Annotated in this window: 15 protein-coding genes; 10 read left to right on the top strand and 5 right to left on the bottom strand. The window is 70.2% G+C overall.

Annotated features, from left to right (window positions below; all coding sequences use genetic code 11):
* Window positions 1-83: 83 nt before the first annotated feature.
* Both pstS and mshD read right to left on the bottom strand, forming a co-directional pair.
* Window positions 84-1196 (bottom strand): phosphate ABC transporter substrate-binding protein PstS, encoded by a 1113-nt coding sequence (pstS, locus tag ATL45_RS15050; protein ID WP_093159264.1) that lies wholly within the window; start codon window positions 1194-1196, stop codon window positions 84-86.
* 222 nt (window positions 1197-1418) lie between these two features.
* Window positions 1419-2372, bottom strand: coding sequence for a mycothiol synthase (gene mshD / locus ATL45_RS15045; protein WP_256258588.1), 954 nt, complete (start codon window positions 2370-2372; stop codon window positions 1419-1421).
* A gap of 156 nt (window positions 2373-2528) precedes the next feature.
* On the opposite strand from mshD, the gene ATL45_RS15040 reads away from it, so the two are divergent.
* Window positions 2529-3749 (top strand): APC family permease, encoded by a 1221-nt coding sequence (locus tag ATL45_RS15040; RefSeq protein WP_093159259.1) that lies wholly within the window; start codon window positions 2529-2531, stop codon window positions 3747-3749.
* A 147-nt stretch (window positions 3750-3896) separates the two neighbouring features.
* On the opposite strand, the gene ATL45_RS15035 is transcribed toward ATL45_RS15040, so the two are convergent.
* Window positions 3897-4643, bottom strand: coding sequence for a winged helix-turn-helix transcriptional regulator (locus tag ATL45_RS15035; protein ID WP_093159257.1), 747 nt, complete (start codon window positions 4641-4643; stop codon window positions 3897-3899).
* 186 nt (window positions 4644-4829) lie between these two features.
* Here ATL45_RS15035 and ATL45_RS15030 point away from each other — a divergent pair, with 186 nt between their 5' ends.
* The 7 genes from ATL45_RS15030 (at window position 4830) to ATL45_RS15005 (ending at window position 8897) form a co-directional block, all read left to right on the top strand.
* Entirely contained in the window at window positions 4830-5588 is a 759-nt protein-coding gene (locus ATL45_RS15030) for an alpha/beta hydrolase (RefSeq protein ID WP_093159254.1), read from the top strand.
* 34 nt (window positions 5589-5622) lie between these two features.
* Window positions 5623-6426 carry an LmeA family phospholipid-binding protein gene (locus tag ATL45_RS15025; RefSeq protein WP_093159252.1) on the top strand — a complete coding sequence of 268 codons (804 nt, stop codon included), beginning with the start codon at window positions 5623-5625 and terminating at the stop codon, window positions 6424-6426.
* Window positions 6423-6857 (top strand): TlpA family protein disulfide reductase, encoded by a 435-nt coding sequence (locus ATL45_RS15020; protein WP_093159249.1) that lies wholly within the window; start codon window positions 6423-6425, stop codon window positions 6855-6857. Before ATL45_RS15025 ends, ATL45_RS15020 begins: the two co-directional genes overlap by 4 nt.
* A gap of 116 nt (window positions 6858-6973) precedes the next feature.
* The gene (locus ATL45_RS40230; protein WP_350945149.1) at window positions 6974-7048 is read left to right on the top strand and encodes a putative leader peptide; all 75 of its coding nucleotides are present in this window, start codon (window positions 6974-6976) and stop codon (window positions 7046-7048) included.
* Window positions 7049-7154: 106 nt separating this feature from the next.
* Window positions 7155-7604: a DUF4395 domain-containing protein gene (locus ATL45_RS15015; RefSeq protein WP_093159245.1), complete on the top strand. Its 450-nt coding sequence runs from the start codon at window positions 7155-7157 to the stop codon at window positions 7602-7604.
* A gap of 30 nt (window positions 7605-7634) precedes the next feature.
* Window positions 7635-8483: a sulfurtransferase gene (locus ATL45_RS15010; RefSeq protein WP_093159243.1), complete on the top strand. Its 849-nt coding sequence runs from the start codon at window positions 7635-7637 to the stop codon at window positions 8481-8483.
* Between the two features lie 111 nt (window positions 8484-8594).
* Window positions 8595-8897, top strand: coding sequence for a DUF1416 domain-containing protein (locus tag ATL45_RS15005; RefSeq protein ID WP_170210246.1), 303 nt, complete (start codon window positions 8595-8597; stop codon window positions 8895-8897).
* A gap of 60 nt (window positions 8898-8957) precedes the next feature.
* Here the strand turns inward: ATL45_RS15005 and ATL45_RS15000 are convergent, their stop codons facing one another.
* Window positions 8958-9704 carry a class I SAM-dependent methyltransferase gene (locus tag ATL45_RS15000; protein ID WP_093159237.1) on the bottom strand — a complete coding sequence of 249 codons (747 nt, stop codon included), beginning with the start codon at window positions 9702-9704 and terminating at the stop codon, window positions 8958-8960.
* A 224-nt stretch (window positions 9705-9928) separates the two neighbouring features.
* Between ATL45_RS15000 and ATL45_RS14995 the strand changes: the two genes are divergently transcribed.
* Window positions 9929-10570: a heme-binding beta-barrel domain-containing protein gene (locus ATL45_RS14995; protein WP_093159235.1), complete on the top strand. Its 642-nt coding sequence runs from the start codon at window positions 9929-9931 to the stop codon at window positions 10568-10570.
* 32 nt (window positions 10571-10602) lie between these two features.
* Here ATL45_RS14995 and ATL45_RS14990 read toward each other — a convergent pair whose 3' ends face one another.
* Entirely contained in the window at window positions 10603-11178 is a 576-nt protein-coding gene (locus ATL45_RS14990) for a hypothetical protein (protein WP_093159232.1), read from the bottom strand.
* 128 nt (window positions 11179-11306) lie between these two features.
* On the opposite strand from ATL45_RS14990, the gene ATL45_RS14985 reads away from it, so the two are divergent.
* A complete protein-coding gene (locus ATL45_RS14985) occupies window positions 11307-11813 on the top strand; it encodes a DinB family protein (RefSeq protein ID WP_093159230.1) in 507 nt (168 codons plus the stop codon).
* The last annotated feature ends 57 nt before the right edge of the window (window positions 11814-11870 follow it).

Here is an 11870-nt window from a genome sequence, read left to right as displayed (position 1 = left end):
TCGAGTCGGTCACTGCTGCTTGCAGCCTCTCACTTCGTAGATTCGACCCGTTGTTCGCCCAGGTTGGGTGCGACCCGGGTTACTCAGGAGATGGCGTTGACGGCTTCGGTGACCTTGGCCTTGAAGGCCTCCGGCAGCGGCACGTAGCCGGCGTCCTGCAGCTGCTGGGCGTCGGCGTTGGCGGCGACCGTCAGGAACGCCTTGACCGACTTCGCGGTCTCCGCGTCGTAACCCTTGGAGCAGACGATCTCGTAGGTGTTGAGGACGATCGGGTAGACCCCGGCGGCCTTGTTGCCGTAGATGGAGTCGAGGTTGACGCGCAGGTCGTGGCCCTCGCCCTCGATCTGGGCGCCGTCGATGGCCTTGCCGACGTTCTCGGTGGTCAGCTCGACCGGGCCGGAACCGCTGTCGATCTTGGCCTGGCCCAGCTGGAGGTTCTTGGCGAACGACCACTCGACGTAGGTGATGGCACCCGGGGTGGCCTTCACCGACTGCGCGACCTGGTCGCTGCCCTCACGGCCCTGGCCGACGCCCTGGCCGCCCTGGAAGGTCTTGCCCTTGCCGGTCCAGGCGCCGCCGGTGGCGGTGCTCAGGTACTTCTGGAAGTTGTCGGTGGTGCCCGACTCGTCCGAGCGGAAGAACGGCACGATGGCGGTGGACGGCAGCTGCGCGTTCGGGTTCAGCGCCTTGATCGCCGGGTCGTCCCAGGTCTTGATCTGACCCTGGTAGATCTTGCCGATCACGTCGGCGTTCAGGGTGAGGTCCTGGACGCCCTCCAGGTTGTAGGCGATGGCGACCGGACCGAACACCATCGGGAGGTTCCAGGCCGGGTTGCCCTGGCAGCGCTGGGCGGCCGCGGCCACCTCGCCCTTCTCCTCGTTCAGCGGCGAGTCGGAACCGCCGAAGTCGACCTGGCCCGCGGTGAAGGCGGCCACGCCCTTGCCGGAACCGGACTTGGTGTAGTTGACGTTCTGCCCCTGGCACTTGAGGCCGTAGTCGCGAGCGAAGACGTCGACCGCGTTCTTCTGCGCCGAGGAGCCCTCGCCCGAGACCGGCTTGGTGCCGCACTCGACCTGCAGTGCGTCCAGAGCCGGGTTGCCGCCCCCCTGCGCGTTCTGGTCGGAGCCGCAGCCGGCGAGCACGAGCGCGCCCGCGGCGAGAACGGCGAACGCAGCGCTGTGCCGCTTGATCTTCACTTCGTTCCTCCAGTCGGAAAAACCTGCGGTTGCGCGACCGAGCCCCTGGTCGGCCCGTGCTCTTCGCCGCGCACCGGGGACGTTAAGGAGCCGGGGTGGACACCCCTCACCATCCAGGTGAACGGAAGGTGAACAAGGCACTCTTAGTAAGGAGACGCACATACCTTCGGGGGAACAAAGGGGCGAAACCGGGGAGTAATGGTGACGCACAGCACGGGACGGTCATCGCCCGAATTGCACGTCCACATCCCATTTCGCGAACCCCAATCGCTGGTACACCTTCACCGCCGGTGCGTTGTCCGCCTCGACGTAGAGAATCACCTGGCGGCAACCAGTGTCGCTCAGGTGTCGTAGACCGGCCACTGTGAGTGACCGCCCCAGCCCACCGCCTTGCGCGTCCGGGTCCACCCCGACGACGTAGACCTCACCCGTTCCGTCGGGATGCACCTTCGTCCAGTGGAATCCGAGCAGCTCATCGCGCTCGTCGACGGCGAGGAAGAACCCGTTCGGGTCGAACCAGTCCTCGCGCTCCTTCGCCCGCAGGTCCTGCTCGGTCATGCCGCCCTGCTCCGGGTGCCAGGAGAACGCCCGGTGGTTGACCGCCACCACGGCGGCCTCGTCGCGATCCGGCTGGAAGGTGCGCAGCCGCACGCCCTCCCGCAGCTCGACCTCCGGCAGCTCCGGCTCGGCGAGCTCCCGGCCCATCCGCCACAGCTCCCGCGGCCGGCCGAAGCCGTACCGCTCGGCCAGCCGCACCGCGCCCGGGAGCTCGCCGTGCGACCAGATCCGCAGCCGCGCCGTGTCCGGGGCGGGTTCGGCGGAGAGCTCCGCGCGGTCCAGCAGCGCCTCGACCAGGCGCGCGCCCGCGCCCTTGCGCCGGTGGTCGGGATCGACCGCCAGCTCGGCGACCAGCTGGCCGGAGGTCTTCTCGTGCTCGGTGTCCAGGTGCGCGTACCCGATGAGGCTGCCGCCCGCGTCGCGCAGCACGAAGTGCTCGGAGCGCACGTCGGCCTGCACCGGCTCGATCTGGTGGACGACGTCGCGGTGCGCCTTCAACCGGAGGATCACGTGTTCTCCGACGGGAGCGACCCCGTCGGCCGCCGCCGCCTTGTCGAGCAGGCCCATGACCTCGGCCGCTTCCGTGCTGTCCAGTCCATTACGCCATGTCAGCTGCACGCCCCGACGTTACCCAGCTTCCCGGCGAACAACGCGTGAAGAGGGGTTCCGCGGGCGGTTTATCCAGGTAGCGTCCCGTGAGTGCTTCGGGGCGCTATGGCACCCCGAACCGCTCACGGGACCTGAACTGCGGAAACGAACCGCCAGGAGTGCCGCGTGCCCCAACTCCAGCGACGCCTGACCACCGCCGACGCCGTGGTGATCGGGCTCGGCTCCATGATCGGCGCGGGCCTGTTCAGCGCGTTCGCCCCAGCCGCGGCAGCGGCGGGCTCGGCACTGCTGATCAGCCTGCTGCTGGCCGCGATCATCGCGTTCTGCAACGCCAGCAGCTCAGCGGCGCTGGCCGCCCAGTACCCGGCGGCGGGCGGAACCTACGTGTACGGCCGAGAGCGCCTCGGACCGTTCTGGGGCTTCCTCGCGGGCTGGGGCTTCGTGATCGGCAAGACGGCCTCCTGCGCGGCGATGGCGCTGACCGCCGCCGAGTACCTCCTCCCCGCTCACGCCAAGCCCGCCGCCGCGGCGTTCGCCGCGGCTCTGGGCGCGGTGAACTGCGTCGGCATCACCCGCACCGCGAAGCTCGCTCGCATCCTGCTCGCGCTCACGCTCGCCGCGCTCGCCGCTTCGCTGCTCGCGGTGTGGCTCGGCGGCGCCTCGGCTCCCGCCTCGACTCTGCCTCCTGCGCCGCTGGGCGTGCTGCAGGCCGCCGGCCTGCTCTTCTTCGCTTTCGCGGGCTACGCCCGCATCGCGACCCTCGGCGAGGAGGTCCGCGATCCGCAGCGCACGATCCCCCGCGCGATCCCGATCGCGCTCGGGATCGTGGTGTGCCTGTACTTCGCGGTGGGGACCACGCTGCTGGTCGCACTCGGCCCCGGTCTCGCGACGTCGTCGGCTCCGCTGGCCGATGCGGTGCGCGCGGGCGGTCTGCCGCAGCTCGCGCCGTTCGCCGTGATCGGTGCCGGGCTGGCGGCGCTCGGCGCCCTGCTCGCGCTGCTCGCCGGAGTCGGCCGGACGACGCTGGCGATGGCGCGGGGACGCGACCTGCCCGCTCCGCTGGCCTCGATCCACCCGCGCTTCGCCACGCCGCTCCGCGCGGAGCTGCTGATCACCGCGGCGGTGGTGGTGCTGGTGCTGGTCACGGACCTGCGCGGCGCGATCGGTTTCTCGTCGTTCGGAGTGCTGGGCTACTACGCGATCGCCAACGCCTCGGCGCTCACCCTGCCCGGCGAGCAGCGCTGGTTCCCCCGTGCTCTTCCGGCGCTCGGCCTCGCGGGCTGCGCGGTCCTCGCCTTCGCGCTGCCCTGGTCATCGGTGCTGGCCGGACTGATCTGCTTCGCGATCGGCGCCGTGCTCTGGGCCTGGCGCCAACGCAAGTCCTGAGCGGGCACGACACGCCGACGCCTGTGGACAGTTCCGCCGCCGCTGTGGAGAACTCCGCGATTTCAATGGAAATCGGACGTCCGATTTCAATTGAAATCGCGTCCGATCACGGCACAACGCCCGGTCGTCGGTCAGTCCGATCGCTGGTCAGCGGGCGAAGGTGGTCTCGCGGGACGGGGCTGCGCGCCCGGCGGACTCGCGGGTCTCCGCTGCGATCGGGTTGGTGCCGCGGTTCGGGCGGACGAACTTGTAGCCCACGTTGCGGACGGTGCCGATCATCGAGTCGTGCTCCGGACCCAGCTTCGCGCGCAGGCGGCGGACGTGGACGTCGACCGTGCGGGTGCCGCCGAAGAAGTCGTAACCCCACACCTCCTGCAGCAGCTGCGCGCGGGTGAACACCCGGCCCGCGTGCTGGGCGAGGTACTTGAGCAGCTCGAACTCCTTGTAGGTGAGCTCCAGCGCCCGGCCCTTCAGCCGCGCCGTGTAGGTCGCTTCCTCGATCACCAGGTCGCCGACGCTGAGCATGCCGTCGTCGGCGCTGCCCGCGGAGCTGTGCCGCGAGATCAGCAGTCGCAGCCGGGCGTCGATCTCGGCGGGCCCGGTGGTCGGCAGCAGGATCTCGTCCACGCCCCACTCGGAGCTGATCGTGACCAATCCGCCCTCGTTGACCAGGGCGATCACCGGTACGTCACCTGCCGACAGCAGGCGGCACAGATCGCGGGCGCCGACCAGGTCGGTGCGGGCGTCCACCACGATCGCATCGTGCGCGCCGCTGGAGAGGACCGAGCCGGGGTCGGCGGGCAGCACCCGCACCCGGTGGGGCAGCAGGGCGAGCGCGGGCAGCACTGCTTCGCACTCTTCTTCACCGGTCAGCAGCAGCAGTTCGGAGCTCATCTGGAGGGCCTCCGTCCCCAAGGCGAGAACCCGACGTCCGGGCCTGGAGTGGCCAACCGCACGCGGCGGATGACTCGGCGTCGTTGCCTGTGGATGGCAAGGAGAATAACCGACATGCAGCCGAAATTCCCAGGTCCAACGGGTCGCATCACATTTGTGAACAACAGCCGTCCCGATGTTGCGCGGATGTTTCGGCCTCGCCCGGTGGCGCTGTCGGCCGCCGACGGGACCGCGCTGCGCGGCCTGCTGCTGCCCGGCCCCGGGCTGCCCGCCGACCTCGGGTTCGTCCTCGGGCACGGCTTCACCAACCACATCCGCAAGCCCACCGTGCAGCGGGTCCTGCACCGCCTGGCCCGGCGCGGCCCGGTGCTCGCGACCGACTTCCGCGGCCACGGTCGTTCCGGCGGCCGCACCACCGTCGGCCCGGCGGAAGCGCTGGACATCGACGCCGCCGTCGCCCACCTGCGCGAGCTCGGCTGCCGCCGGATCGTCACGATCGGCTTCTCGCTGGGCGGTGCGGTGGTGCTGCGCCAGGCCGCCCTGGGCACGCCGCCGGACGCGGTGGTCGCGGTCAGCAGCCCGGCGCGCTGGTGGGTGCGCGACACGCCCGCGATGCGCAGGTTGCACTGGCTGCTGGAGCAACCGCACGGCCGGTGGAGCGCGCGCCTGCTCGGCGTCCGCCTCGCCCCGCCCTGGAGCGAGGTGCCGGTCTCGCCGATCGAGCTCGTCCGCCGCATCCCGGTGCCGCAGCTGATCGTGCACGGCACGGATGACCACTACTTCCCGGTCGCCGACGCGGTCGCCCTCAGCGAAGCGGGCGGCGGCGAGTTGTGGCTGGAAGCGGGCATGCGACACGCCGAGAGCGCGGCCACGCCGAACTTGGTGGACCGCATCGCACGATGGGCGGCGGATACAGTGACACCACCCGATCGTGGTGGTTGCTGAACCGCCGGTGCCCCCGACAGAAACGGACCGCTCGGTGAAGAAGCTCGTCATCGCCCTCGTGATCGTCGCGGGTCTGCTGGTGGGCGCCGACTTCGGCGGCGCTGCCATCGCCGAGTACCAGGTGTCCAAGAAGGTCGCCGAGCAGCTGCAGCTGCGCGAGAACCCCGAGGTGCGGATCAACGGCTTCCCGTTCCTCACCCAGGTGATCGCCGGGAACTACCGGGACGTGCAGCTGGTGGCCAACGCGGTGCCGGTGGGCCCGTTCAACGAGGTCGGCATCGAGGCCGACCTGCACGGGGCGCAGGTGTCCACCTCCGAGCTGATCGCGGGCACCGCCGACCGCCTCGTCGTGGACCAGCTCGTCGGCCGGGTGAAGCTGCGGGCCTCCGACGTGGCGCGGCTGATCGGCATCCAGGACCTCACCGTCGACCCGGCCGCCAAGGACGCCCTGGCCGACGACGAAGGCAACATCAGCGCGGCCGACGAGCAGCTCTCGGCGGGCACCGACCGCACCAAGGCGGTGGTGCAGCTCGACGGCACCGTGAACATCGCGGGCTCGGACAACAAGGTGCGGGTGATCGCGGTGCTGTCGCTGGTCAACGGCAAGATGCAGATCGAGCCGCGGAAGCTGGACCTGAACAACAGCACCTTCGGCGCCATCGAGCTCCCGTCGATCTTCGAGAAGTCGGTGCTCAAGCAGTTCAGCACCACGCTCGACCCCGGCATGCTGCCGTTCGAGGTCAAGCCCACCGCGGTGCGCGCCGAGCGCGGCGCGCTGGTCGTCGAGGGCGTCGCGGACAACGTCACGATCAGCGCCGCCGGGGTGACCACCGGGTGAGCGCGGGCGTCTGGGCGCTGCTGATCGCCGTGACCGCGGCGCTGCTGGGCGGCGCGGTGTGGAAGGCCGGACAGGGCAAGGCCCGCGAGCGGAACGGTGGGCAGAACATGACCGAACTCCTCCCCGAGGCGCTCAAGCAGCGCCTCCCCGACGGTCCCGACGCGAAGGTCACGCTGCTGCAGCTGTCGACGACCTTCTGCGCGCCGTGCCGCCACACCCGCGTCCTGCTGGCCGACTTCGCCCAGCGCACCGGCGGAGTCCGCCACGTGGAGGTCGACCTCACCGATCACCCGGAGTGGTCCACGCCCCTGCGCGTGCACACCACGCCGACGACCCTCGTGCTGAACGCCGCGGGCGACGAGCTGTTCCGCATCAAGGGCGTCCCCCACCGCGACAACCTCGCCACCGCCCTCCAGCCCCACCTCGCCTGACCGGACCGCGCGTCGATTTCGTGCGAAATCGGCCAGAACCCGGGTGGCGCGCGCGTTCGCGTCCCACCTTGTGAACGTCCTTCCCGCCGATCGGTCCAGCCGGTAACCTCCGAGCCGTGCATGTACTGCTGACCCGAAGGCGCGCGGTCGATCTCTGCCGCGTGGGTAGCAGCCTGTGTTGCGGGCACTGACCGGGCGGTAGTACGTCTTGCACCTCGCACGGCCGTGTCGTGACGCAGGTGCTCGTCCACACCGCCTGACGGACTCGGCAGCCGAAGTCCACAGTCAGGAGGTCCCATGTCTGCCGGCACGCTCGACCCGCGCGGCGTCCGCTTCACCGCCGCGATGACCAGCGCGATCCTCGCCCTCGGCCTGATCACCGCCAGCTGGCGGGTGATGGCCGCCCAGATGGTGCTGTTCGGTCTGTGCGCGTTCCTCGGCATGCGGCTCAACCCGTGGGGCTTCGTGTACCGGCAGGCGGTGCAACCGCGCCTCTCCCCGATCGACCAGGCCGAGCGCGAGGAACCGGCGCCCGTCCGGTTCTCGCAGGGCGTCGGGTTCGCGTTCGCCCTGGTGGCGACCATCGGCTACGCGGCCGGGTGGGCCACCCTCGGCCTCGTCGCGAACGCGTTAGCGCTGGTCGCCGCACTGCTGAACGCGGTGTTCGGCTACTGCCTCGGCTGCCAGCTGTACCTGGTGCTCCGGCGGTTGGCACCCGCTGGGGCGTCCGCTCCAGATCCCCGCTGAACCACCGAAGATCAACGAAGGAGTCGCTCGATGAGCCGCGCAGAGGTCCTGGTTTCCACCGAGTGGGCCGAAGAGAACCTGAACACCGCCGGGGTCGTCTTCGCCGAGGTCGACGAGGACACCACCGCCTACGACGGCGGCCACATCCCGGGTGCCATCAAGCTGGACTGGAAGAACGAGCTCCAGGACCACGTGCGCCGTGACTTCGTCGACCGCGAGGGCTTCCAGAAGCTGCTGTCCGCCAAGGGCATCAGCAACGACGACACGGTGATCCTCTACGGCGGCAACAACAACTGGTTCGCCGCCTACGCCTACTGGTACTTCAAGCTCTACGGCCACAGCGACGTCAAGCTGCTCGACGGCGGCCGCAAGAAGTGGGAGCTCGACGGTCGCGAGCTCACCAAGGAGGAGCCGAACAAGGCCGCCACCACCTACCAGGCGCAGGAGCCGGACACCTCGATCCGCGCGTTCCGCGACGAGGTGGTCGACGCGATCGGCAACAAGAACCTGGTCGACGTGCGCTCGCCCGACGAGTTCGCGGGCAAGCTGCTCGCGCCCGCCCACCTGCCGCAGGAGTCGGCGCAGCGCGCCGGGCACATCCCGTCGGCGATCAACGTCCCGTGGAGCAAGGCCGCGAACGAGGACGGCACCTTCAAGTCCGACGAGGAGCTGAAGGAGCTCTACGCCGAGGCCGGGCTGGACACCGCGAAGGACACCATCGCCTACTGCCGCATCGGCGAGCGCTCCTCGCACACCTGGTTCGTCCTCCGGGAGCTGCTGGGCAACACCAACGTCAAGAACTACGACGGCTCCTGGACCGAGTACGGCTCGCTGGTGGGCGTCCCGATCGAGAACCCAGCCGAAGCCGCCAAGAACTGAACTTCTGTCTGACGAACTCGTCTTGCGTGGCGGCGCCGGTAGCGGCGCAAGCGCCGAGTGTGGGCTAAGCGGCTTCGCCGCTTCAAAGACACAACCGAAGGAGAGATGAGCATGAGCAGCGGATGCGGAGCGCCGCAGCAGTCGGCGACGGCGGTGGCCGAGGACACCGACCAGGTCGTGGTGGCCGGGAAGGTGCGGGCCGGGGACCAGCCGGTCGGCGGAGCTTTCGTCCGCCTGCTGGACTCCTCCGGTGAGTTCACCGCGGAGGTGGTCTCCTCCCCGGAGGGCGACTTCCGCTTCTACGCCGCCCCCGGCGACTGGACGGTCCGGGCCCTGCACCGCGATGGCAAGGGCCAGTCCGCCGTCACCACGGCGGGCCCCGGCGTCCACGCGGTGGACATCGCGGTCGCCTGATCGGTTCGAAGTGAAGGGCACCTCCGGGCAGCTGACCCGGAGGTGCCCTTCACCGTCTGATCAGCGGGCCTTCTTGGAGCGGAGCAGGGCGAAGGCGCGTTCGTCGCGGTCCTGGGCGCTCGGGTTGGAGTCCTGCGTGCAGCCGACCGTGGTGAAGTCCACGACCTCCCAGCCGGTGCGGTCGAACAGCCGGCGCAGGCCCGCCTCGCTGAAGATCCAGAAGTTGGTCGCGTCGTTGTTCGCCTCGGTCGGGTCCAGCAGGTAGGCCACCGGCTGCTGCTGGATGCGGGTGCCGTCCGGGGTGAGCTGCGCGATCCGGGTCGAGACGAAGCAGAGGTCCGCGCGCTCGGCCAGCCGCTCCAGCACGAAGAACGGGTTCTTCAGGTGGTAGAGCAGCCCGAGGAAGAACACCGCGCCGTAGTGCTCGGCGGGCAGCTCGAACTGGGCGTCCAGGTCGATCTCGTGCACCTGGACCTTCGAGTCCAGCTCCGCCACCAGCCGCCGCGCGCCGCGCAGGCCGTTGAAGTTGGTCGGTGCGTTGTCGATCACGTCCACCTGGCAGCCCAGCTCGGCCTCCAGGAAGAAGCCGAAGTCGCCGTCGGCGGCCCCGATGTCGGCGATCCTGGTGCCCGCGATCCGGTCGAACACCTGCCGCTGCGGCCCGCTGAGCAGCGCGTCCAGGTGGAAGATGTTGGCCATCGTGTCGTACGGGTACCAGCCGAAGTCGCTGGGCGCGATCTCGTCCTTGCGCGCCAGCAGGTCCTCGCGGAAGGCCAGCGCCCGCTCGCGCAACGTCTCGAAGTCCATGTGATTCCCGTCCAGGCCGTGGGTGCCCGCCAGATCATGCCCGACGCCACACCCCACCGGGCTCGCTCGGTGGTTATTCTTTGCCCGTGGAACTTATCGACTTCCTGCACTACGGCCTCGTCACCCTCGTCGGCCTCGCCGCGGTGGCCACCATCTGGTTCGGCGCCTACGTGGTGTACCGCCTGTACAGCGACTGATCCGGGACAACCGGTAGCCTTCCCACCGTGACTGCAACGCCCAACGAACCGCAGCGCGGCAGCGGTGACGCCGCAGTCGCCGCAGCTGCCGAGCGCGCCAAGCTCACCGCGCACCGCAACGTGCCGGAGTTCGAGGACCTGCCCGGCCCTGGCGACACGGCCAACCTGCGCCTCGGACCGTCGCTGAACGACGCGTGCCTGGCGCTGCTGCCGATGGTCGGCGTGTGGCGCGGTGAGGGCGAGGCCGCGCACCCGTCGCTGGAGGAGACCTACCGGTTCGTCCAGCAGGTCACGATCTCGCACGACGGCCGGCCGTTCCTGGTCTACGAGAGCCGCGCGTGGCGGCTCGACGGGGAGGGCGGCGAGGTCGTCGGCCCCGCGTTCCGCGAGACCGGGTTCTTCCGCCCGCAGCCGGACGACACCATCGAGCTGCTCATCCTGCACGAGACGGGCGTCGCCGAGATGTTCTTCGGCCAGCCGACGGCCCAGACCACCTGGCAGTTCGGCACCGACGCGGTCCTGCGCACCCCGTCCAGCGAGGACGTCACGGCGGCCAGCCGGCTCTACGGCGTGGTCGACGGCTCGCTGGCCTACGTCGAGGAGCGCGCGACCTCCGAGCACGAGCTCCAGCCGCGCCTGTCCGCCAAGCTGGACCGCGTCGTCGGCTGACTTCAGCGCCGACGGCTACGTCCACAGCGCTCTCAGGAGGCACGAGCGTGGTGCTGCTCGCGGAGCAGCACCACGACGAGCCCCAGCAGTCCGAGCCCGGCGGCGAATCCCACGATCAGCGGCGTCGTGCCGACGTCCGGGATGAACACCTCCTGTTCGGACACGAACAGCTTCCAGCCCTCGCGCCCCGCCTCCGAGGCCACGTTCGCCGTCTCCGGAACCGCGTAGTGGGTCAGCTCGGCGCCGGTGCCGCGCCGCACGCCGCGCACTCCCATCTCCGCGCCGGCGAAGACCAGCGCGGACACCGCGGCGATGGCCAGTCGCGGCGCCCACCTCGACGCCAGCAGCGCGGCCACCACGCATCCGAGGCTGAGCACCGACAACCCGGTGATCCACGCGTCCTGGTGCCAGGGCAGCTCGACCAGCGGGCGCTCATCGGAGACCACGCAGGAATCCCAGGTCAGCTGCCCGGTCATGCCCGGGTTGCCGAGTCCACCTCCGCAGCCGGTCAGCACCAGGGCCAGCTGCCACGCCCATGCCGCGCTCACCAGCAGCAGCCCGACCACGACCGGGCCGCCGACGACCCACCGATGCGCAGGTCTGCGCAATTCCGACACCTCCTCAGGGCCCCGCTACAAGGGACGCACCGGATGCGCTCCGGGTTGCGCTGAAGCGCTGTCGTTGTCGGACCCGGCCACTAGCTTCATCGGCAACGACGACGAAAGAGGCGGGCACGATGACCACCACCGGCGAGCGCGCGGACATCCTGGAACTGCTGCGGGCGCACCGCGGTTTCCTCCGGCACACGGTGCAGAACCTGACCGAGGAGCAGGCCCGCTCGCGGCCGACCAAGAGCGAGCTCTGCCTCGGCGGGCTGATCAAGCACGTCACTGCGGTCGAGCGGAACTGGGCCGACTTCATCCGCAACGGCCGCAAGTTCGACGCCTACGACGAGGCGGCCTTCGCCGAGCAGGCGGCGACGTTCCGGATGACCGACGAGGACACGCTGGAAGCGCTGCTGGCCGACTACGACGAGGTCGCGCGGAACACCGACGAGATCGTCGAGACGCTCCCCGACCTGGACCTCGCCCACCAGCTCCCGGAAGCGCCGTGGGACGCGGAGAAGGGCAAGCGGTGGACGGTGCGCCGGGTGCTGCTGCACATCGCCGCCGAGACCGCCCAGCACGCCGGTCACGCGGACATCATCCGCGAGACCATCGACGGCCAGAAGACCATGGGCTGACCTGGTTCCGTGCGGGCGCACCGAGGTTCCGACCGCCGACACCACCCGCAAGTTCAA

The organism is Saccharopolyspora antimicrobica (assembly GCF_003635025.1).
GTDB classification, from domain to species: domain Bacteria; phylum Actinomycetota; class Actinomycetes; order Mycobacteriales; family Pseudonocardiaceae; genus Saccharopolyspora; species Saccharopolyspora antimicrobica.
Note: the sequence above shows the minus strand (reverse complement) of the source record. Positions and strands in the feature narration are given on the sequence as shown.

Coding starts and splice junctions, on each gene's coding strand:
- ATL45_RS15010 (WP_093159243.1), top strand. CDS start 7,635: ATGAGCCGCGCAGAGGTCCTGGTTTCCACCGAGTGGGCCGAAGAGAAC.
- ATL45_RS15015 (WP_093159245.1), top strand. CDS start 7,155: ATGTCTGCCGGCACGCTCGACCCGCGCGGCGTCCGCTTCACCGCCGCG.
- ATL45_RS15000 (WP_093159237.1), bottom strand. CDS start 9,704: ATGGACTTCGAGACGTTGCGCGAGCGGGCGCTGGCCTTCCGCGAGGAC.
- ATL45_RS15005 (WP_170210246.1), top strand. CDS start 8,595: ATGAGCAGCGGATGCGGAGCGCCGCAGCAGTCGGCGACGGCGGTGGCC.
- ATL45_RS15035 (WP_093159257.1), bottom strand. CDS start 4,643: ATGAGCTCCGAACTGCTGCTGCTGACCGGTGAAGAAGAGTGCGAAGCA.
- ATL45_RS14985 (WP_093159230.1), top strand. CDS start 11,307: ATGACCACCACCGGCGAGCGCGCGGACATCCTGGAACTGCTGCGGGCG.
- ATL45_RS15030 (WP_093159254.1), top strand. CDS start 4,830: ATGTTTCGGCCTCGCCCGGTGGCGCTGTCGGCCGCCGACGGGACCGCG.